Source organism: Microbacterium sp. VKM Ac-2870 (genome assembly GCF_015350795.1).
Taxonomy (GTDB): Bacteria; Actinomycetota; Actinomycetes; order Actinomycetales; family Microbacteriaceae; genus Microbacterium.
The window spans coordinates 39,609-58,505 of record NZ_JADKSH010000006.1 but is presented as its reverse complement, the minus strand read 5'-3'; the positions used below and the strand labels follow the sequence as shown (position 1 = coordinate 58,505).

The 18,897-nt window shown below is 69.8% G+C and carries 19 protein-coding genes and 1 tRNA gene; 10 read left to right on the top strand and 10 right to left on the bottom strand.

Features of this window, described 5'->3' with window-relative positions; all coding sequences use genetic code 11:
- Nucleotides 1–5: 5 nt before the first annotated feature.
- The gene (gene hutH / locus ITJ43_RS13620) at nucleotides 6–1,643 is read right to left on the bottom strand and encodes a histidine ammonia-lyase (RefSeq protein WP_194584397.1); all 1,638 of its coding nucleotides are present in this window, start codon (nucleotides 1,641–1,643) and stop codon (nucleotides 6–8) included.
- A gap of 52 nt (nucleotides 1,644–1,695) precedes the next feature.
- Between hutH and ITJ43_RS13615 the strand changes: the two genes are divergently transcribed.
- The gene (locus ITJ43_RS13615) at nucleotides 1,696–2,487 is read left to right on the top strand and encodes an IclR family transcriptional regulator (protein ID WP_416361080.1); all 792 of its coding nucleotides are present in this window, start codon (nucleotides 1,696–1,698) and stop codon (nucleotides 2,485–2,487) included.
- Between the two features lie 30 nt (nucleotides 2,488–2,517).
- Here the strand turns inward: ITJ43_RS13615 and ITJ43_RS13610 are convergent, their stop codons facing one another.
- Nucleotides 2,518–2,994: a YbaK/EbsC family protein gene (locus ITJ43_RS13610; RefSeq protein ID WP_194584395.1), complete on the bottom strand. Its 477-nt coding sequence runs from the start codon at nucleotides 2,992–2,994 to the stop codon at nucleotides 2,518–2,520.
- A 101-nt stretch (nucleotides 2,995–3,095) separates the two neighbouring features.
- On the opposite strand from ITJ43_RS13610, the gene ITJ43_RS13605 reads away from it, so the two are divergent.
- The 5 genes from ITJ43_RS13605 (at nucleotide 3,096) to ITJ43_RS13585 (ending at nucleotide 9,912) form a co-directional block, all read left to right on the top strand.
- Entirely contained in the window at nucleotides 3,096–5,021 is a 1,926-nt protein-coding gene (locus ITJ43_RS13605; protein ID WP_228495914.1) for a heavy metal translocating P-type ATPase, read from the top strand.
- A gap of 68 nt (nucleotides 5,022–5,089) precedes the next feature.
- Entirely contained in the window at nucleotides 5,090–6,172 is a 1,083-nt protein-coding gene (locus ITJ43_RS13600) for a Glu/Leu/Phe/Val dehydrogenase family protein (RefSeq protein WP_194584394.1), read from the top strand.
- A 146-nt stretch (nucleotides 6,173–6,318) separates the two neighbouring features.
- A complete protein-coding gene (locus ITJ43_RS13595; RefSeq protein ID WP_194584393.1) occupies nucleotides 6,319–7,908 on the top strand; it encodes an AMP-binding protein in 1,590 nt (529 codons plus the stop codon).
- A gap of 108 nt (nucleotides 7,909–8,016) precedes the next feature.
- Nucleotides 8,017–8,733 (top strand): alpha/beta fold hydrolase, encoded by a 717-nt coding sequence (locus ITJ43_RS13590; RefSeq protein ID WP_194584392.1) that lies wholly within the window; start codon nucleotides 8,017–8,019, stop codon nucleotides 8,731–8,733.
- Between the two features lie 114 nt (nucleotides 8,734–8,847).
- Nucleotides 8,848–9,912: a helix-turn-helix domain-containing protein gene (locus ITJ43_RS13585; protein ID WP_194584391.1), complete on the top strand. Its 1,065-nt coding sequence runs from the start codon at nucleotides 8,848–8,850 to the stop codon at nucleotides 9,910–9,912.
- Nucleotides 9,913–9,916: 4 nt separating this feature from the next.
- Here ITJ43_RS13585 and ITJ43_RS13580 read toward each other — a convergent pair whose 3' ends face one another.
- From ITJ43_RS13580 to ITJ43_RS13565, 4 genes are all read right to left on the bottom strand, one after another.
- Nucleotides 9,917–10,237, bottom strand: coding sequence for a DUF6510 family protein (locus ITJ43_RS13580; RefSeq protein WP_194584390.1), 321 nt, complete (start codon nucleotides 10,235–10,237; stop codon nucleotides 9,917–9,919).
- Complete coding sequence (locus tag ITJ43_RS13575) at nucleotides 10,234–10,959, bottom strand: FAD-binding oxidoreductase (RefSeq protein ID WP_194584389.1); 726 nt, start codon at nucleotides 10,957–10,959, stop codon at nucleotides 10,234–10,236. The genes ITJ43_RS13580 and ITJ43_RS13575 overlap by 4 nt, the downstream gene beginning before the upstream one ends.
- Entirely contained in the window at nucleotides 10,956–11,549 is a 594-nt protein-coding gene (locus ITJ43_RS13570) for a sulfite oxidase-like oxidoreductase (protein ID WP_194584388.1), read from the bottom strand. The genes ITJ43_RS13575 and ITJ43_RS13570 overlap by 4 nt, the downstream gene beginning before the upstream one ends.
- Nucleotides 11,550–11,612: 63 nt before the next feature.
- Nucleotides 11,613–12,194, bottom strand: a complete 582-nt coding sequence (locus tag ITJ43_RS13565; RefSeq protein ID WP_194584387.1) for a TetR/AcrR family transcriptional regulator — start codon at nucleotides 12,192–12,194, stop codon at nucleotides 11,613–11,615.
- A 148-nt stretch (nucleotides 12,195–12,342) separates the two neighbouring features.
- On the opposite strand from ITJ43_RS13565, the gene ITJ43_RS13560 reads away from it, so the two are divergent.
- Complete coding sequence (locus ITJ43_RS13560) at nucleotides 12,343–13,248, top strand: helix-turn-helix transcriptional regulator (protein ID WP_194584386.1); 906 nt, start codon at nucleotides 12,343–12,345, stop codon at nucleotides 13,246–13,248.
- On the opposite strand, the gene ITJ43_RS13555 is transcribed toward ITJ43_RS13560, so the two are convergent.
- A complete protein-coding gene (locus ITJ43_RS13555; RefSeq protein ID WP_194584385.1) occupies nucleotides 13,245–14,222 on the bottom strand; it encodes a GlxA family transcriptional regulator in 978 nt (325 codons plus the stop codon). The two genes, ITJ43_RS13560 and ITJ43_RS13555, sit on opposite strands and share 4 nt — an antisense overlap.
- 227 nt (nucleotides 14,223–14,449) lie before the next feature.
- Here ITJ43_RS13555 and ITJ43_RS13550 point away from each other — a divergent pair, with 227 nt between their 5' ends.
- Complete coding sequence (locus ITJ43_RS13550; RefSeq protein WP_194584384.1) at nucleotides 14,450–14,830, top strand: UBP-type zinc finger domain-containing protein; 381 nt, start codon at nucleotides 14,450–14,452, stop codon at nucleotides 14,828–14,830.
- An 82-nt stretch (nucleotides 14,831–14,912) separates the two neighbouring features.
- Here the strand turns inward: ITJ43_RS13550 and ITJ43_RS13545 are convergent, their stop codons facing one another.
- Nucleotides 14,913–15,479, bottom strand: a complete 567-nt coding sequence (locus tag ITJ43_RS13545; protein WP_194584383.1) for an NADPH-dependent FMN reductase — start codon at nucleotides 15,477–15,479, stop codon at nucleotides 14,913–14,915.
- 338 nt (nucleotides 15,480–15,817) lie between these two features.
- On the opposite strand from ITJ43_RS13545, the gene ITJ43_RS13540 reads away from it, so the two are divergent.
- Nucleotides 15,818–16,171 (top strand): histone-like nucleoid-structuring protein Lsr2, encoded by a 354-nt coding sequence (locus ITJ43_RS13540; protein ID WP_194584382.1) that lies wholly within the window; start codon nucleotides 15,818–15,820, stop codon nucleotides 16,169–16,171.
- A 389-nt stretch (nucleotides 16,172–16,560) separates the two neighbouring features.
- Here ITJ43_RS13540 and ITJ43_RS13535 read toward each other — a convergent pair.
- Nucleotides 16,561–16,636 (bottom strand) — tRNA-Ala (locus ITJ43_RS13535).
- Between the two features lie 60 nt (nucleotides 16,637–16,696).
- Here ITJ43_RS13535 and ITJ43_RS13530 point away from each other — a divergent pair.
- Nucleotides 16,697–17,899 (top strand): amidohydrolase family protein, encoded by a 1,203-nt coding sequence (locus ITJ43_RS13530; RefSeq protein ID WP_194584381.1) that lies wholly within the window; start codon nucleotides 16,697–16,699, stop codon nucleotides 17,897–17,899.
- Between the two features lie 35 nt (nucleotides 17,900–17,934).
- Here ITJ43_RS13530 and ITJ43_RS13525 read toward each other — a convergent pair whose 3' ends face one another.
- Nucleotides 17,935–18,855 (bottom strand): large exoprotein, encoded by a 921-nt coding sequence (locus ITJ43_RS13525; RefSeq protein ID WP_194584380.1) that lies wholly within the window; start codon nucleotides 18,853–18,855, stop codon nucleotides 17,935–17,937.
- Between the last annotated feature and the right edge of the window lie 42 nt (nucleotides 18,856–18,897).

Genomic DNA, 18,897 nt, shown 5'->3' with positions numbered 1-18,897 from the left:
CCGTCTCACCGGGCGATGTGATCGTCATCTTCCTCGAACGCGGGACGGTTCTCCGGAGTTGTGAACGACGCCGCGGAGACAGCCGCAGCGGCGACCGCCCCCGACAGCACCAGAGCGGTGGCGGATTCGAGGTCGGGGCTCACGAAACGGTCGGGTCCGGGGCCCGCGATGCCCGCCGCGCGCACCGCATCGCGGACGGCGGCCGTTGCCGGCCCCGGCTGCAGTGGCGCGCGCAGGTCGAGGGCGCGGCATCCGGTGACCAGCTCGATCGCGAGCACGCGGGCGAGCCCGTCGATGCCGCGGCGGAGCTTGCGCGCCGCGGCCCAACCCATCGACACATGGTCCTCCTGCATCGCAGACGAGGGGATGGAATCGACGGATGCCGGCACGGCGAGCCGTTTCAGCTCAGAGACGATGCCCGCCGCCGCGTACTGCGCGATCATGAGCCCCGAGTCGACGCCGACCTCGTCGGCGAGGAAGGGCGGCAGTCCGTTGCTGCGGGTGCGATCGAGCGCCCGGTCCGTGCGGCGTTCCGCGATCGACGCGAGATCGGCGACGGCGATCGCGAGGAAATCGAGCACGTACGCGACGGGGGCACCGTGGAAGTTGCCGTTGGATTCGACCCGACCGTCGACGGTGACGACGGGATTGTCGACGGCCGCAGCGAGCTCCCGCGACGCGACCATCCGTGCGTGGTCGAGAGTGTCTCGCGCCGCGCCGTGCACCTGGGGCGAGCAGCGCAGCGAGTACGCATCCTGCACGCGGGTGCAGACCGCCGGGTCGCGGTGGCTGGCGACGATCGGCGAATCGGCGAGGAACGCGCGAAGGTTCGCGGCCGAAGCCGCCTGCCCGGTCTGCGGCCGCAGCGCCATGAGGTCGGCGGCGAAGACGGCGTCGGTGCCCAGCTGGCTTTCGACCGAGATGGCGGCGGTCACGTCGGCGACGGTGAGGAGGTTGTCGAGGTCGGCGAGGGCGAGCGACAGCATCCCGAGCATGCCGTCGGTGCCGTTGATGAGCGCGAGCCCCTCCTTCTCCTCCAGCACGAGGGGAGCGATGCCGGCCACCGCCAGAGCATCGGATGCCGCGACCAGCGCGCCCGACGCGTCGCGGACCTCGCCCTCACCCAGCGCCGCGAGCGCGATGTGCGACAGCGGTGCGAGATCGCCCGAGCAGCCGAGAGAGCCGTACTCCCGCACGATCGGGGTGATGCCCGCGTTGAGCATCGCGGCATACGTCGCGACGACGACGGGCCGCACCCCGGTGCGCCCGGTGGCCAGGGTCTGCAAGCGCAGAAGGTGAAGCGCGCGGACGACTTCGCGCTCGACCTCGGCGCCGGTTCCGGCCGCGTGCGAGCGGATCAGGCTGGCCTGCAGCTGTCGGCGCCGGTCGGGCGCGATGAAGGTGGTCGCGAGCGCGCCGAAGCCCGTGGAGATGCCGTAGTGCGGCTCCGGGTCGTCGGCGAGGCGCTCGATGAGCTCGCGGGTGGCATTTACCCGCGCCCCGGCCGCGGGCGCGATCTGCACGCGGGCGTCGTCGCGGGCGACCGCGACGACCTCGGCCGGACTCAACGGCCGTGCGCCGACGATGACGGGTGCGACGAGGGGGGTCGGAGCGAGCGGCGGCACGGCGGAAGTCGAGGTCATGGTCCGATTCCACCGCGCCCCGTCTCCGGTAGCCAGTGCGCCGTGGCATCCTGTGTCTGTGATCTCAGACGGTGCACGAGACGGTGGCGGACCGCAGGTCCCCGCTGCGGACCAGACGCTGCGGATCCTCGCCTACCTCGCACGCCAGCGGGGACCGGTCGCGGCCCGCACGCTCTCGGAGGGCCTCGGCATCCCGCGTTCGAGCGTGTACCACCTGCTTGCCGCGATGGCCGCCCACGGGTTCGTCGTACATCTTCCGGGAGACAGGCGGTGGGGGCTCGGCACCGCGGCCTTCGAGCTCGCCGGCGGCTACGCCCGGCAGCAGCCGCTCGCCCGGCTCGGCCACCCGCTCATCGCGCGTCTCGCCGATCGACTCGGCGAGAGTGCGCAGCTCGCGGTCATGACCGGGCGCGACGTGCTCTACATCGTCGAGGAGCGGGCGCCGCGCCGACCCGCACTGGTCAGTGACGTCGGCGTCCGCCTCCCTGCTCATCTCACCGCGACGGGGCGCGCGATGCTCGCCGCACTCCCCCGCGAGCAGGTGCGAGCGCTCTATCCGGATGCCGCGGCCTTCGCCGACCGCACCGGGCGCGGTCCACGAAACCCTCGTGAGCTGCGCGAGGTGCTGCAACAGGCGCGCCACGATGGGTATGCGAGCGAGGACGGCGAGGTCACGCTCGGATTCCGGTCGGTCGCGGCGGTTGTCTGCGACCACGCCGACTGGCCTGTCGCTGCGATCGCGGTGACCTGGCCGGCAGACACCGACGTCGGTCGCACCCCGGCCGCCTTGGCCTCGGCCGTCGGCGCGACCGCCGCTGAACTGCGCCGCCGGCTCTATGGCTGATCCGGCGCGAGGCGAGCCGGGTGAGCGCGCTCAGTCGACGGCGGTGACCGTACCGCCGGTGAGGCGGACCAGCTCGTCGAAGGTCAGCGGGAAGACGGTGTGGGGCGTGCCACCGGCGGCCCAGATCTCCTCGAACGCGGCGAGCGCCTCATCGATCACGGTCGGAAGCGGGGCCGGGTGGCCGGTGGGCGCGACGCCGCCGATGGCCTGACCGGTCGCCTCGCGCACCTGCTCCGGCGTCGCACGAATGATGCTCTCCCGTCCGAGCCGGGAGGCGAGCCCTGCGGTGTCGACGCGATGCGCACCGCTGGTCATCACCAGGAGCGGCGCACCGTCCGACCAGAACACCAGGCTGTTGGCGATGGCGCCGACCTCGACACCGAGAGCGGCGGCGGCCAGGGCCGCGGTGGATGCGGCATCCGGCAGGGTGATGATCTCGCCCGAAAGCCCGGCGGAGCGAAGGGCCTCGTGCACGATACGACTACGCGCAGAGAGGTTCTCGGTCATATCGCCAGCCTAGAGTCCACGCATGGGAGAAGAGATTGCGGAGCGAGGAAGGCAATCCAGCCTTACTGGCGGTCCTCTGCCCGGAGGCGGATGCTAGGGCCATGCGCCGCATCCTCGCCGCCCTCCGGCGGTATCCCGTCATCACCGCGACTGTCCTCGTCGGGCTCACCGCGGCGATCCTGGCCGGGTCGGGACAGGAGGCGGGGGCGAGGTGGATCACTGTCGGCTACGTCTCGGCGATCGTCGTCTGGACCATCATCGGCATGATTCGTGATGTACTGCGAGGTCATGTCGGGCTCGATGTCCTCGCCGTCGTCGCCATGGTCGCAACCCTGGCTGTGGGTGAGAACGTCGCCGCCCTCATCATCGTGCTCATGCTCTCGGGCGGCGAAGCTCTCGAAGACTATGCGGGCCGCCGGGCGGCGCGCGAGCTGACCGCACTACTGGATCGCGCGCCGCAGATCGCACACGTGCACCGTCCGGGCTCCGTCGGCGACGAGACCCGCGATATCCCCGCCGACGAGGTGGCCGTCGGCGATGACCTGCTGATCCGCCCCGCCGAGGTCGTCCCGGTCGATGGCGTGCTCCTGTCGGCAGAGGCGAGCTTCGATGAATCGTCGCTCACGGGCGAGAGCATGCCCGTCACCCGCGCCGCCGGCGACACCGTGCTCTCGGGAGCGGTGAACGGATCACGCGCGATCCGCGTGCGCGCTCTTCGGCTCAGCGCCGACAGCCAGTACCAGCAGATCATCGCGCTCGTGCAGGCCGCGCAGGAATCGCGCGCCCCGATGGTGCGCCTGGCCGACAGGTTCGCGATCCCCTTCACCGCTGTGTCGCTCGCGATCGCCGGAGCGGCATGGGGCCTGTCGGGCGACTCGGTCCGATTCGCCGAGGTGCTCGTGCTCGCCACACCGTGCCCGCTGCTGATAGCGGCCCCGGTCGCCTTCCTCGGCGGCATCTCGCGCGCGGCGAAGGCGGGGATCATCGTGAAGGGAGGCGCCGTCATCGAGCAACTCGCGCGCGCCCGCTCCGTCGCATTCGACAAGACGGGCACTCTCACCCGAGGCCAGCCCGTGCTCGTGGACGTTCGCCCGGCGCCCGGTATCGAACCCGACCGTCTCCTCGCGTGGGCGGCCTCGGCGGAGCAGTACTCCGCCCATGTACTGGCCGACGGTATCCGTCGCGCGGCGACCGAGCGCGGAATCGACGTGGAGCCCGCCGACGAGGCACACGAGGAAGCGACCAACGGCGTCACCGCGCTCATCGGAGGTCGACGCGTCGTGGTGGGAAAGCCCGCGTATGTCACTGCTCTCGCCCCCGATACGACACCGACGCTACTGGAGGCCGGTCATGCCGCGGCGTACGTCGCCGTCGACGGCCGCTTCGCGGGCGTGCTCGTGCTCGCCGACGGCGCCCGACCGGAGTCGCACGCCGTCGTGCGGTGGCTGCGCACCCACGGCATCGAGCGCGTGACGATGCTCACCGGCGACGCCCGACCCACGGCGGAGGCGGTGGCCGCGCTGGTCGGCGTCGACGAGGTGCACGCAGATCTGCTTCCGGCCGAGAAGGTCCACCTCGCGGCGCTGATGAGACCGCGCCCCGTGCTCATGGTCGGCGACGGAGTGAACGACGCGCCGGTGCTCGCCGCCGCCGACATCGGCATCGCGATGGGTGCAAAGGGGGCCACCGCCGCTGGCGACGCGGCCGACGCCGTGGTGCTCAAGGACTCTCTGATCAAGGTCGCCGAGGCGGTCGCGATCGGCCGCGACACCCTGCGCGTCGCCTACGTCGCCATCTGGATCGGCATCGCGCTGAGTGTGGCCGCGATGCTGCTCGCGACCACCGGCCTCATCCCGGCCGTCGTCGGCGCGCTCGCCCAGGAGGTCATCGACCTCGCGACCATCCTGTACGCGCTGCGCGCCCTCCGCGGTCGCCCGTTCGATCTGTCCCACACCGGTCTCCCGCCTGCGGACGACGCCGCATTCGGGCGGTCACCCACCCGATCGGTGGCGACCGAGGCACAATAGACACCGGATGCCGCAACGCCGCGACGTCCGCAGAGCACAGCCCATAAGGCCAGCCGAAAGAGAATGCGATGACGCACACCCTGCCCCTGCCCGATTTCTCCCACGAGCGCGTGGAGGTGACGACGGGCGCGCGCAGCGGTCTCGTGATCACCGTCGCGCTGCACTCCTCGGTTTTGGGCTCCGCCCTCGGCGGAGCGCGAATGTGGAGTTACCCGCACTGGAGCGACGCCGTCGGCGACGCCCTGCGGCTGTCGGCCGCGATGACGCTGAAGAATGCGGCGGCGGGATTGGATGCCGGGGGCGGCAAGTCGGTCATCTGCCTTCCGGTCGGGACCATCCTCGACGCCGAGCGCCGCCGCGCGGCCTACCTCGACCTCGGCGACGCCGTCGAGCGTTTCGACGGCCTGTACCGGACGGCGGAAGACGTCGGCTCGACGACCGACGACATGCTCGTCGTCAGCGAGCGCACCGCTCACGTCGTCGGACTGCCCGACGCCGTCGGCGGCTCCGGGGAGCCCGCCGGTCCCACCAGCCTCGGCGTCTACGAATCGTTGCGGGCCACCCTCGAGCGGGTAGCCGGCTCGCCGGAGGTCGTCGGCCGACGCATCACCATCTCGGGACTCGGCCAGGTCGGAAGCCGCCTCGCGGTGCGCCTCAGCGCCGAGGGCGCCCAGCTGACGGTGACCGACGTCAACCCCGCCAAGCGCGCCTTGGCCGCGGAACTCGGCGCCCGGTGGGCGGAACCGGGCACCGAGCACCTGGTCGAGGCCGATGTCTTCGTTCCGGCCGGTATCGGCGGTCTGCTCGATGACGACGTGATCGACCGGCTCGCTGCGAGCGCCGTGTGCGGTCCCGCGAACAACCCGCTCGCCCACCGCTCGGGCGCCGACCGGCTCGCGGCACGCGGCATTCTCTACGCCCCCGACTTCGTCGTGAACGCGGGCGGCGTCGTGTACCTCGACCTCGAAGCCAAGCGGCTGGGCTCACGCGCCGAGATCATGGATCGGGTCAGCGCCATCGGCGACACCGTCCGCGCGGTGTTCGCCGACGCCCAGACGCGCGGCATCACCCCGCTGGATGCCGCGGAGGAGCGCGCCGCCGGGCGCCTCGCGGCCGGCAGCACGTCTCGATCGGTAGCAACTCTCGTCTAGGCGCCGGCGCACACACAGACCCCCAGCCTGGGACGCGGTTTCTCTCGCCAAGGAACTTCGTCTCAGGCTGGGCTCCGCGGTGGCATGATGGACGCACCCCGGCAGCGCCGCCGGGGTGAGAGATCGTGCCGTCGAAGGAGACCGCCGTGTTCACCAGCCCGTTCCCCGATGTCGAGATCCCGCACGTCAGCATCTACGACGATCTGTTCGCAGATCTCAGCCCCGACGACGCGGCGCGCATCGCCCTGATCGACCCCGCCACGGGCGCCGAGACGACGTACGGGGCGTTGAAGGCGCAGATCGACGCCTTCGCCGGCGCGCTGGCCGCTCGCGGCGTCGGCACCGAGACCGTGGTCGGGCTGCTGTGTCCGAACATCCCGGCGTTCGCGACGGTTTTCCATGGCATCCTGCGCGCTGGCGCGACCGTCACGACAATCAACTCGCTCTATACGGCGGGTGAGATCGAGAAGCAGCTGCGCGATGCCAGCGCCACCTGGCTCCTCACCGTCAGCCCCCTGCTGCCGCACGCGCAGCAGGCGGCGGATGCCGTCGGCATCCCGGCCGCACAGGTCGTCGTGCTCGACGGCGCACAGGACCACCCCGACCTGCGCACCCTGCTCGGCGAGCGACGGGAGGCCCCCGAAGTGAGCTTCGATCCGGCGACGCATGTCGCGGTGCTCCCGTACTCGTCGGGGACGACGGGCATCCCCAAGGGCGTGATGCTCAGCCATCGGAACCTCGTCGCCAACGTCGCTCAGTGCCGCATCAACATCGACCTCAAGAACACCGACCGGGTGCTCGCTGTTCTGCCGTTCTTCCACATCTACGGCATGACGGTGCTGCTCAACCTCGCGCTGAAGCAGCGAGCGGCGCTCGTCACCATGCCGAAGTTCGACCTGATTCCGTTCCTCGAGAACATCCAGACGTACAGCTGCACATACCTGTACATCGCTCCGCCGATCGCGGTGGCACTCGCCAAGCATCCCGTCGTCGACCAGTTCGACATCTCTTCCGTGCACACGGTGTTCTCCGGCGCCGCGCCGCTCGACGGGGAGACAGCCGAGATCGCCGCGCGCCGCATCAACGCTCGGATGATGCAGGGCTACGGCATGACCGAACTGAGCCCCGTTTCGCACGCGATGCCCTTCTCGCGCACCGATATCCCGGTCAGCTCGGTGGGAACCCTGCTTCCCAACACGATCTGCAAGCTGATCGACACCGAGACGGGTGAAGAGATCACGGAGGTCGAGGCCGACGGTCGCACGCGCCCGGGCGAGCTGTGGATCGCGGGGCCGAACGTCATGCTCGGGTACCTCGACAAGCCGGAGGCGACCGCCGAGACCCTCGACGGCGAGGGGTTCCTGCACACCGGTGACATCGCGGTCTACCACGACGGCGGCTACTTCTCGATCGTCGACCGCGTGAAGGAGCTCATCAAGTACAAGGGCTATCAGATCGCCCCGGCCGAGCTGGAGGCGCTGCTGCTGGGCCACCCCGAGGTGATGGATGCCGCGGTCATCGGCGTGCTCGACGATGACAAGCAGGAGATCCCGAAGGCGTTCATCGTGCGCGCGCCCGGCTCGGCCGTTTCCGAGGCGGACGTGATGTCGTTCGTTGCCGAGAACGTCGCCCCGCACAAGAAGGTGCGCCGTGTGGAGTTCATCGACGTGATCCCGAAGTCGACCTCGGGCAAGATCCTCCGCAAAGACCTGCGGACGCGCGAGCAGGTCGGCTGAGCGGGGCGCGAGTCACGACAAACGTCCGATGCGCCGAGCGCCGTCCATTGGTGTGATCGAGGCGACCCCGCACGCCCGCGGCCGGTCTCATCCTCCGGAAGGAACCCCATGTCTGATGTCACCGTCGTCCTCGTCCACGGAGCATTCGCTGAGTCCGCGAGCTGGACAGGCGTGATCGGGCGTCTGCGCGCGGCCGACGTCGACGTCGTCGCGACCCCCAACGCACTGCGGAGCGTCACAACGGACGCCGAGAACGTGCGCCGCGCCGTCGACGCGCTCGGCACGCCCGTGCTGCTTGTCGGGCACTCGTACGGCGGCTGCGTCATCACACAGGCCGCGGCCGACGCACCGAGTGTGCGCGGACTGGTCTACGTCTCGGCCTTCGCTCCCGACCACGGGGAGAACGCACTCGACCTGACCGGCCAGTTCCCCGGCAGCACGCTGGGCGACACCGTGCGGCCCTACCCGCTCGGCGATGGCAGCAACGACATCGTCGTCGACCGCGAGCTGTTCCCGCAGCAGTTCGCGGCGGACGTGCCACTGGAGCAGGCGCGGGTGTCGGCGTTGACGCAGCGTCCGATTCGCGACGTCGCTCTCGGCGAGGGTCTGCCGACGACGAGCCCCGCCTGGAAGACGCTGCCCTCGTGGTTCGTCTTCGGAACGGCGGACAAGAACATCCCGGCGGAGGGGATGCAGTTCATGGCCGACCGGGCCGGATCCCGCCACACGCACGTCATCGAAGGAGCATCGCACTCCGCGCTGGTCTCGCGCGCCGACGAGGTCGCCGATGTCATCCTCCGCGCCCTCGGCGAGCTGCGCGACTGAGCGCCTGCCCGTCTCCACCTGCCGCCGACGCGTCCGCCTCGTAGTCACGAGAGGGCCACGCGCCGGCGGCGGGAGCCGTCCTAGCGTGTGAGCAGGCGGCGCGAGGAGACGAGCATGGATACGACCGATGTCATCGAACAGTTGTCGCAGGCACTGCGCACAGAGGTAGAGCTCGTCGGCAGTCCCGGCGGGCGCGCGCTGCACGCCGTACCCGACAGCGCCTCCGACGATCGCGGGATCGACGTTCCGTTGGGGATCGGCTCACTCGCTCTGCGAATCTCGGGACGTTCGCGCTCCGACCTCGAACCGCGCGTGTGGGGACTCATCGACGCCGCCGCGCTTCTGGTGGGCCGGGAGCTCGGCGGCGAGGCCGCGGGTCACCGCGACGGCGTCTATGCGCGTCTGCTCGATGCCGCCGAGACGGTGCGCGGTGATGCGCTGTGGGAGGTGCGCTCGCGCCGATGGCTCGCCGCGCCGGGCGAGTCGCTGCGACTGTGGGCGGTGCTGCTCGACGACGCGAGTCCGCTGGAGCATGTCGCGATCGGACGCCACCTCGCGGCGACTCTCCCCACGCGGGCGGAGTTCGTCACGGTGCGGGGCGGCGCAGTGATCCTCGTCTCCCCCGCCGACGACACCCTTCCGGCGCTGTCGGCGGAGCTGGAGGCAGAAGCACGATCACGGGGCGTCGACGTTCTCGCAGTCGCTACCGCCGACGGTGGCGCCGACATCGACGACCTCGATGAGACGGCCGCCCGCGCGATCGACGCTGCACGCCTGCGCGCGGCTCTCTCGCAGCCCCTCGCAGCTCGCGCCGAAGAGCTCGGCGGATGGATGCTGGTGCAGTCGCTGCCGCGGTCCGCCTCTCTGCTGCGGCTAGCGTGCCCCGCGGCCCATGATCTGCTGGTCGACGGCGATGCGGTGCAGCGCGAGACGGTCGAGGCCTATCTGGATGCCGCCGGGCGTGCGCCCGTCGCGTGCGCGCGGCTGCACATCCATCGCACGACCCTCTACTACCGCCTGGAGCACCTGCCCGAGACGGTGCGCGCCGCACTGGCCGACGGCCTGCAGCGCAGCACCCTGCACCTGGCGCTGAAGACGATCCGACTGTGGGAACAGAGCCCGTCCGACACATCCGCGCCCGCGCAGCCGCCTACCGACGGCGAGCGCCTGCGCGCGTGAGGCGCTAGCGGCCGTCGGGCGGGGTGCGCACCTCAGCGACGGCCGCGATGCGGACGGTGACCGCGCCACCCGGCGCCGCCGTCACGGTGAAGAGCGTACGAGTACAGGCTCGACAGCGCACGATCGCACAGGTGTCGTCGCGCTCGACGACCGCCTCGGCGAGCAGACCCGAACGATCGCAGTGGCCGCACCGCAGCGTGAGGCGCGTGGCGTCATCCGCGAACACGCCGGTCAGCATGCCGGCGAGCGCGTTGCCGTCGACGATCGTCCGCCGGGCTGTGGACGCCATGTCCGACGGCGCATCTGGTGAGGCATCCGTGGTCATGAAGCTCCTCCTCCGAAACGCTCTGTTCGCACCCGCTCGGGGGCATGACCGAGGTGAACGAGGGCGTCGGCGACCGACTCGACGAACGCCGTGGGTCCGCACACGTAGACGAGGGGATGCCGCTCGGGCGGCCAGCACCGCTGCGCCAGCTCCGTGACGTCGAGCCTGCCCGCAGGGCGCGCCCACCCCGGGGGTGTCGCGCGGGTGTAGATCCAGTCGACGCTCACGTCGTCGCGGAAGCCACCGATCTCCTCGGCGTACATCGCATCGTCCGGAGACCGCGTCGAGTAGAGCAGGCGAAACGGAGCCGCGCTCTGCGAGGCGCGCCGGGCCCTCGCCATCGCCAGCAGGGGCACGACGCCCGACCCTCCGGCGATCAGCTGCACCGGCGAGGGGTCTTCGGCGCGCCAGACGAAATACTCGCCGAGCGGCCCCTTCACCTCGAGGAAGTCCCCCGGTTGCACGTCGCGGACGAGGTACGGTGACACCTCGCCGTCGACGATCTCATCGACCGCGAGTTCGACCCTCGATCCGGTACCGAAACTGGCGATCGAGTACGAGCGTTCGGCCTGGTAGCCGTCCTCCGCCGTGAGCCGCACGTCAAGATGCTGACCCGGCAGGTTTCCCGGCCAGCCGTCGACGTCGAGCAGCAGTGCACGGGAGTGGGCGGTCAGCGGCGTGGCCGATGCCACGTGCGCCGGATGCCAGGCCGGCGCACTCACCAGTACCGCTCCTCCCGCCACGGGTCGCCGTGCAGGTTGTAGCCGTTCTGCTCCCAGAATCCGGGGTCGTCGTGCTCTTGCAGCACGAGACCGCGCACCCACTTGGCGCTCTTCCAGAAGTACAGATGCGGCACGAGAAGACGCGCGGGACCCCCATGTTCGGGCGCGAGAGGAGCACCGTCGAACTCGAACGCGACCCAGGCCTTGCCGCCGCGGAGGTCAGCGAGCGGGACGTTGGTGGTGTACCCGCCGTCGGAATGCGCCATCGCCGACGGCGCCGACGTGACGACGTCCGCGAGCAGCACGTCGAGCGAGACACCGCGCCAGTGCGTACCGAGCTTCGACCAGCGGGTGACGCAGTGGATGTCGGTGTCGATGTCTTCGATGGGCAGCGCCATCAGCTCGTCCCACGACCAGCTCGTGCGCACCGCGGTCTCGGTCACGACGGAGAATTCCCAATCCTCGATGGCCACCCGGGGCGTGGGCCCCGCCGAGAGCACGGGGAAGTCACTCGTGAGGTACTGCCCGGGCGGTAGATGGGGGTCTGACTCCCGACGACGCGCTCCGAAGCCTCTGCTGAACTCTGCCATGGCGGCCTCCCGGTCAGAATCTACTCTCCGCCGTGCGCTCGCGAGTTCGACGTCTGACGGATCTCACGCAGGCAGCAGTGCGATGCCCATCGCCACGAGGCGCTCGCGTGGCAGGGGCAGCCGGCTGAGATGGATGACGGCCTGCGAAGCGACCACCGCCCGTGCCGCGCGGTCGTAGGCGTCACGGCGCGTGAGTCGGCGTCCACGGGCGTGGGCTGTGCGCACCAGCTTGTCGGTGACGATCTCCTTCATCGTCGCCACCGTCGCGGTCGTGACCTCGACGACCTCCGGAATCCGCTCTTGCAGGTCCGCGATGCTCGTCAGCATGAGGCAACCACGGCGATCCGGATACGAGAGGCAGTCATCGACGATGCGAGCGAGAAACTCGTTCAGGGCCTCGTCGATGTCGCGACTGTCGGGCGCCACCGCCTCGGCGACGAGCCGCGCGCGGGCGTCGCAATAGCGACGGAAGACCCGCAAGAAGAGGGCGGCTTTGTTCCCGTAGGCGGCGTAGAGGCTGCTCGTTGCCACCCCGGATGCCGCGGCGATGTCCTCGACGGTGGTGCGGTCGTATCCGCGCACCCAGAAGAGCTCCTGTGCGGCATCCAGGAGCTCATTCTCGTCGTATCGCCGGGGTCGACCCACGGTGTCGAAAATACCCGGTGCTGGCGGTGGGCCCTCAATCCCCGTGTCTCGATCCGTCGCATACGTGTCCCTTCGCGCCGCCCGCGAGGTGCGCTCGGCATCGCACAATTGGAGCACCCTCTCCAAAACACGGCCACGAGGAGGACCGGTGAATGCATCACGTGGACCTCTGGCCGACTTTCTGCGCGATCGCCGCGAGGCGCTGCCGCCAAGAGTCGTCGGGCTGCCCGAGGAACCAGGGCGCCGGGTCCGCGGTCTGCGGCGCAGCGAAGTGGCTCAGCTGGCCGGAATCAGCGCGGACTACTACTTGCGTCTCGAGCAGGGCCGCGGTCACCAACCGTCTCAGCAGGTGCTGTCGGCGCTCGGTCGCGCGCTGCAACTCGACCAGTACGGCGATGAGCATCTGCGACGCGTTGCAGCACTGTCCGCCGGCCACGCGAGCCTCGGCGCCACCTCCGCGCTGCCGGGCGGGGCCTTGGACGTGCTGGGCCTGCATCCCGACACTCCCGCCTACATCTCTAACGCGACCATGGACGTCGTCGCCGTCAACGCCCCTGGGCTGCTCGTGGCGCCGGGAGGGCTGCGGCCGGGGCTGAACCTGGTGATGTCCGTCTTCGACCACTACCCCGATCCGCCCTCCGAAGCACACTGGGAACGCACGGCGCGCGCGCTCGCCGCCTCACTGCGCTATCACGCCGATCCGCGCGATCCACGCCTGCGGGCGATCGTATCGACGCTGAGCGCGTCGGACGCACGCTTCCGACGCATCTGGGCCGAGTGCGAGGTACGCCCCCATTCCAGCGCCTGGCCCATGGTGCACGTGGAGTCGCACGGGTGGGTGGGACTTCGTTCGGAAACGCTCGCACTGACGAGTGGCTTCGGGTGGACGATGACGCTGTTCTTCGCCGAACCGAACACCCCCGGCGTCGCCGCGCTGGCCGGCCTCGTCCGCGCGGCGCGCGGCGAGCCGGGCAAGGGGCCCGCTCCGCTGCCGGTGGTCACCGCCGACCGCCTCGACACGATCGCCACCCCTGTCGGCGAGCTGGCGTCCTAGGCAGCCCCTTCCACTGCCGCTGTGCTGCGGAAGCGGCGCTGGTATTCAGAGGGGGCCATCCCGTAGCGGCGCGTGAACGTGCGACGCAGCGCCGTGATCGAGGGAAAACCAGCCGCCGTTGCTGCTTCGGCCACCGACATCCCCGACTCGAGCAGCCCGACCGCGATCTCGACACGCACCGATGAGATGTAGTCGGCGGCGGTGACGCCCAGTTCTTCTCGGATGACCCGCGTCACGTGACGCGGGCTCACGTTCACGTGCGCGGCGAGCTCGGTGACCGTCAGCGGACGGGTCGGATTCTCCGCGATGTACGCGGCCACTTCTTTGCCGAGCGAGGTGCGTGGCGCGCGCGTCTTCAGCGGCGCGGAGAACTGCGCCTGACCACCGGCACGCCGCATGTAGACCAAGAGGTACTGGGCGACGGTGCGCGCCACCTCGGCGCCGAGGTCGTCCTCCACCAGACACAGCGCGAGGTCGATACCCGCTGCCACACCCGCGGACGTGAAGACGTTGCCTTGCCGAGTGAAGATCCGTTCGGCATCCACCTGCACGGATGGATACCGTCGAGCGAGCTCGTCGGCGAACTTCCAGTGGGTCGTCGCCGGCCGACCGTCGAGCAGGCCGGTCGCAGCCAATCCGAACGCGCCGCTGCAGATCGACGCCACCCGGCGTGAGCGCTGAGCCAGCGTCACGATCGCCGTACGCAGCTCGCGGTCGTCGAAGACGCCCGGGGCACGCTCGCTGCCCGGGACGATGACGGTGTCGAACACCCCCGCATCGGCGGCCGACACGTGCACGCCGAAACGGACGCCCATGGTCGTCATCACGTCGTCGCCCGTCGGCGAGATGAAGACCAGCTCGTACGCGTCGGTGGTCAGGTTCGCCTCGGAGAACACTTCGGCGGGGCCGATCACGTCGAGCGCCTTGACCCCGTCGAAGACGAGGAATCCGATGCGACGACGTTTCCCGGCCATGGCTGTCCTCCTGCTCGCCGCGGCACGGCGTCGCCCTCCATTCTGCCCTGACGCTACGGAGCTCGCGCGGGCGCTGGGATGCTGCGCGTTCGACTTCTGTCGAAAGACGCTCTCGACACCTGCCCAACGCGGTGGGCTACCGACCGGCCTAGCGTTGCACACCAGGGCACCACGCAGCAGCCGGGGCCACCGGCGTCCGCTGATCGGGCCGGAGGGGAATCGCCACGATGAGCGGATCGAACGACCAGGTGGAACAGATCGATGTGGATGCCGCGCCCAGCGGCGACGGGTGCGTGGAGTGCGATGCGATGGGCAGCTGGTGGGTGCACCTGCGACGCTGCGCCGCCTGCGGACACATCGGCTGCTGCGATTCCTCCCTGAACCGTCACGCCTCCAGACACTCGGCATCCACCGGTCACCGCTACATCCAGAGCTACGAACCCGGCGAGAGCTGGTGGTGGGACTTCACCGAGGGGCGCGCCGTGCTCGGGCCCTCCCTCGCGCCGCCGACGAGCCACCCGGTGTCGCAGTCGGTGCCGGGCCCGGCGGATCGATTGCCGCCCGATTGGGAGAGCCAACTCGACGCAGCCCGCGACGCGTTGGGGTGAGCGGGGCGGATGCCGCCGCCGATCGGCCTCGCCGGAACGAAGAGAGGGGCGCTCGTCCGCAGACGAGCGCCCCTCTCGTGCGTCACTCGACAGGGCTGAGCGACTTCGCGACGTGCGTGTGCACGGCCTTGAGCCACGACACGAGGAACTCGGCGGTGGACTCGTCGGTGACCTCGCCGTTTTCGGTGATCAGGCCGTCGCGCAGGTGGATGTACGCCTCGGGCTGCGAGAGCTCGGGCGAAGCGAGGAACGACAGGATCGAGCGCAGGTGCTGCTGCGCCACGGCAGTGCCGATGGCGCCGACCGATGCGCCGATGACGGCGGAGGGCTTTCCGGCGAAGCTGTTCTGACCCCACGGACGGCTCGCCGTGTCGAGGGCGTTCTTCAGCACGCCGGGGACGGATCGGTTGTACTCGGGGGTCACGATGATGACGGCATCCGAAGCCTCGATCGACGACTTGAACTCGGCAGCCTCTGCCGGGATGGCGGCGTCGTGGTCAGCGGAGTAGAACGGCAGCGCAGCGATGGGCAGTTCGGTGAGGGTCAGGTCGGCCTGGGGCGCGAGGCGCACGAGCGCGTTCGCGAGGCGACGGTTGATCGAGGTCGACGAGATGCTTCCGATGATGAGGCCGACGTTGTACGTGGTCATGGCGAGAGTGCCCTTCCAAGATTGGATTCAGTTGAATACATACTAGCGATCCCGCGTGCGGCGGAGGCGCCGTCAGGGTGAACGTCGAGCGACGGTGCGGGTAATCCCGCCGGGCACGAACTCGGGCGCCGCTACCCATCGGGCGTCGGCGTCAGCACCGCTCGCCACCGGCGATGTCGCCGCGCGAGAACCACCGATCAACGCGGTGAATATTGCGACGCAAATCCACGAATGCGCGCGGAACCAGGAATTTCATCGGGAAGATGATTAAGGTGGCAAATGCCGCGGGTGAGCCACCCGCTGCATCCACGCTGAATACACCCGAAAGAGGCACATTCGTGGCACAAAAAGTCATTGTCGAACTCGTCGACGATCTCGATGGCACCCCCATCGCCGACGGAGCCGGTGGAACAGTGCGATTCGCGCTCGGCAACAAGTCTTATGACATCGATCTCACCGATGACAATCTCGCCACGCTCGAAGAGGCGCTCGCGCCTTTCATCGCGGCGGCCCGAGTCTCATCGGTTTCCGGCACCGGCGGCCCGCGCCGCGCAGGCGCACGCACCCCTCGCAAGTCGTCGAGCGTGGACCTCGCGGCGGTTCGCGCGTGGGCGCGTGCGAACGGGCACACGGTGAGCGAACGCGGGCGAGTCTCCGCCTCGATCCTCGAGGCGTACGCCGCAGCGCAGTAGGCACAATCGCTTCAACGGGGGCACTTCCCGTGCATACGGCCTCACGGTCGCACGGGAGTGCCCCGCGGTGTTTGTTGCACAGCGTGCGACATTGTGCGCGACGTAAGCGCCGCGAACTCCCCATCCACGATGACGATCATCCTCACCGGCGCTGCGATGACGACAATGACTAAGTCCTCCTCGACGCAACAGACCGGGTCATCGGAATAGTCGTCTGACGGAATCACCCGAAGAAAAGCGCCTGGATGAGAATCGCAAACACCGATGGATTTGCGACGCCGCGCTCAGCGCTCAAGAGGGACCGCGAATCCTGTCTCCGCCGTCGCGACGAACGGCGCCTCTCCCGAAGGAGAGGCGCCGTGTGAGTGTGGCCTCAGAAGAGACCGATGTGGTGGACCTAAGGAGATTCGAACTCCTGACCTCCTCGATGCGAACGAGGCGCGCTACCAACTGCGCCATAGGCCCATGTACCTCCGATAGGTTATCACGCACGTCAGGCGGTCAATGCACCGGCAGGATGGAGTGATGAGCTCCTCCCACCTGTCACCGTCCCGAGTTCGCAACGTGCGACCCTGGTCGGCAACGGGCACGAATGCCGTCGACATCGCCATCGAAGACGGCGTCATCACGGCGGTGACACCGTCTTCTCACGAGATTGCCACGAAGCCCCTGCCAGACGAGTACGACGGCCGAGGCCTGCTGGCCCTCCCCGGGCTGGTCAACGCGCACGCCCACATCGACAAGTCGTGGTGGGGGCTGCCGTGGCAGTCGTACGGCGGAGAGGGTACAACCGAGGGACGCATCCGGCACGAACGTGCTCGCCGGGGTGAGATCGGGATGCCGTCGGTGGAGATCACGACGCGCGTGCTCGACCAGCTCGTCGGACACGGGACGACGGCGATCCGCACGCACGTCGACGTCGACCTCGGCATCGAGCTGCGCGGCATCGACGCCGTGCGTGAAGCGGCATCCAGCTTCGGTGACGCACTTGCCGTGCAGATCGTCGCCTTCCCCCAGGATGGCGTGCTGCGCAGGCCCGGAGTGCTGGCGCTTCTCGAACGCGCCGCCCGCGACGGGGTCGAGCACATCGGCGGGCTCGACCCCGCCACCATCGACCGCGACCCCGTCGGCCAGATCGACGCGATTCTCGGACTGTCGGCGGAGCACGGCGTCGGCGTCGACATCCATCTGCACGATCCTGCGGAACTCGGCGTTTTCCAGATCGAACTGATCCTCGACCGCGTGGAGCGGCTCGGTCTGCAGAATCGCGTCAACATCGCGCACGGGTTCGCGGTCGCGCAGATCGACGCAGGCCACCGTCGCGAGCTGCTCGCGCGAATGGCCGCACTGGACGTGTCGATGACAACGGTCGCCCCTCTGCGCCTGCCGCAGCTGCCTCTTCACGAGCTCGACGAGGCCGGCGTCGCCTTCGCCTTCGGCACCGACGGCATCCGAGACCTGTGGAGCCCGTACGGAACGGGGGACGTGCTCGGCATTGCATGGCAGTTCGCGCGCGCCTCGAGCCTCGTGCACGACGACGACCTTCGCCGCGTCATGGAAATCGCCTCGGGGGCCTCGGCCGGTTTCGTTGGACTGCCGACCAACCGGCTGCACGTGGGCGACCGCGCCGACATCGTGCTCGTGGATGCCGAGAACACGATGGACGTCCTCGTTCGCACACCCCCGCGCGAGGCGGTCATCGCGAACGGTCGCCTACTCCTCGGCTGAGCACACGGCCACGACCGTCAGGGCGAAACGGAGGCCTACTGGCCCGAGGCACGCCGCTCAAGAAGGCGACGCACGTGCTCTTCGATGGCGGCATCGCCTGCGGCCACGCCGCCCGCGAACTCGTCCTCACGAACGCGCGGACGCGGTTGCAGTGCGACGGGCCGCTGACGCTCGGCACGCACGCGCATGGCCTCTTCGGCAACGCCGCGACGCAACGCCTCACGCGCCTCGGCCTCGTCGAGCACCGCCGACGCCCGCGAACCCGCGGATGCCGTCAGGGGTCGGGGCAACTCGCGCGGCACCCAGGAGGTGCGCTCGGTGCCGAGCATCACGTCCTGCACATCGCGGGCGACCCGTTCGACGGAGACGACGCTCTCGCGAACCACCGCGCGACGTTGGACATGCGACATACGCTGCAGCAGCAGCGCACAAGAAATAAGCAGCGCTGCGGCGGGCCACACGAGCAGCGAGGATCCCGCGGACGCCAGCTGCACGCCGCCCCAGGCGCCGAGCGCAACGGCCGCCACCGCAAGCACGGTGATGACGAGGCGGGCACGGCGTCGTGCCTGAGCGCGGCGTATCTCGGGGCGAGCCCGCTCCCGAGCGGAGGCGATCGCTGCGGCCTCGCGAGCGGCGGCTGCCTCGGCGCGTGCCTGGAGCTTTGCAATCTCGAGTTCGGCGCGGACGCGCTCGAGCTCAACCTGCTCGCGCTCAACCTGAGCCTGTCGCGCCAGGCGCTGCTGTGCGAGGGCGGTGCGGGCGTTCAATTCGAGCCGCACTTCCTGCGGTGTCTCGCTGGTCTCGGCGAGCACGCGGAGCGCCTGATTGAGCCGCACCGCGTTGCGCTCCGCGGCGTTGAACTGATGCCGACCGTGCCACGACGGCAACAGATACACCATCCACAGCGTGACGGCGACGAGGACGACCACGCCGCCACCGAATACCTGTCCGCCCATGCTCACCACGGTAGGGCCGGCGCGCGCCTGCGCCGCGACATC

Bases quoted from the DNA above. Each gene is read 5' to 3' on its own strand.
- hutH (WP_194584397.1), bottom strand. From the start codon at position 1,643: ATGACCTCGACTTCCGCCGTGCCGCCGCTCGCTCCGACCCCCCTCGTC.
- ITJ43_RS13610 (WP_194584395.1), bottom strand. From the start codon at position 2,994: ATGACCGAGAACCTCTCTGCGCGTAGTCGTATCGTGCACGAGGCCCTT.
- ITJ43_RS13605 (WP_228495914.1), top strand. From the start codon at position 3,096: ATGCGCCGCATCCTCGCCGCCCTCCGGCGGTATCCCGTCATCACCGCG.
- ITJ43_RS13600 (WP_194584394.1), top strand. From the start codon at position 5,090: ATGACGCACACCCTGCCCCTGCCCGATTTCTCCCACGAGCGCGTGGAG.
- ITJ43_RS13590 (WP_194584392.1), top strand. From the start codon at position 8,017: ATGTCTGATGTCACCGTCGTCCTCGTCCACGGAGCATTCGCTGAGTCC.
- ITJ43_RS13585 (WP_194584391.1), top strand. From the start codon at position 8,848: ATGGATACGACCGATGTCATCGAACAGTTGTCGCAGGCACTGCGCACA.
- ITJ43_RS13580 (WP_194584390.1), bottom strand. From the start codon at position 10,237: ATGACCACGGATGCCTCACCAGATGCGCCGTCGGACATGGCGTCCACA.
- ITJ43_RS13570 (WP_194584388.1), bottom strand. From the start codon at position 11,549: ATGGCAGAGTTCAGCAGAGGCTTCGGAGCGCGTCGTCGGGAGTCAGAC.
- ITJ43_RS13555 (WP_194584385.1), bottom strand. From the start codon at position 14,222: ATGGCCGGGAAACGTCGTCGCATCGGATTCCTCGTCTTCGACGGGGTC.
- ITJ43_RS13550 (WP_194584384.1), top strand. From the start codon at position 14,450: ATGAGCGGATCGAACGACCAGGTGGAACAGATCGATGTGGATGCCGCG.
- ITJ43_RS13545 (WP_194584383.1), bottom strand. From the start codon at position 15,479: ATGACCACGTACAACGTCGGCCTCATCATCGGAAGCATCTCGTCGACC.
- ITJ43_RS13530 (WP_194584381.1), top strand. From the start codon at position 16,697: ATGAGCTCCTCCCACCTGTCACCGTCCCGAGTTCGCAACGTGCGACCC.
- ITJ43_RS13525 (WP_194584380.1), bottom strand. From the start codon at position 18,855: ATGGGCGGACAGGTATTCGGTGGCGGCGTGGTCGTCCTCGTCGCCGTC.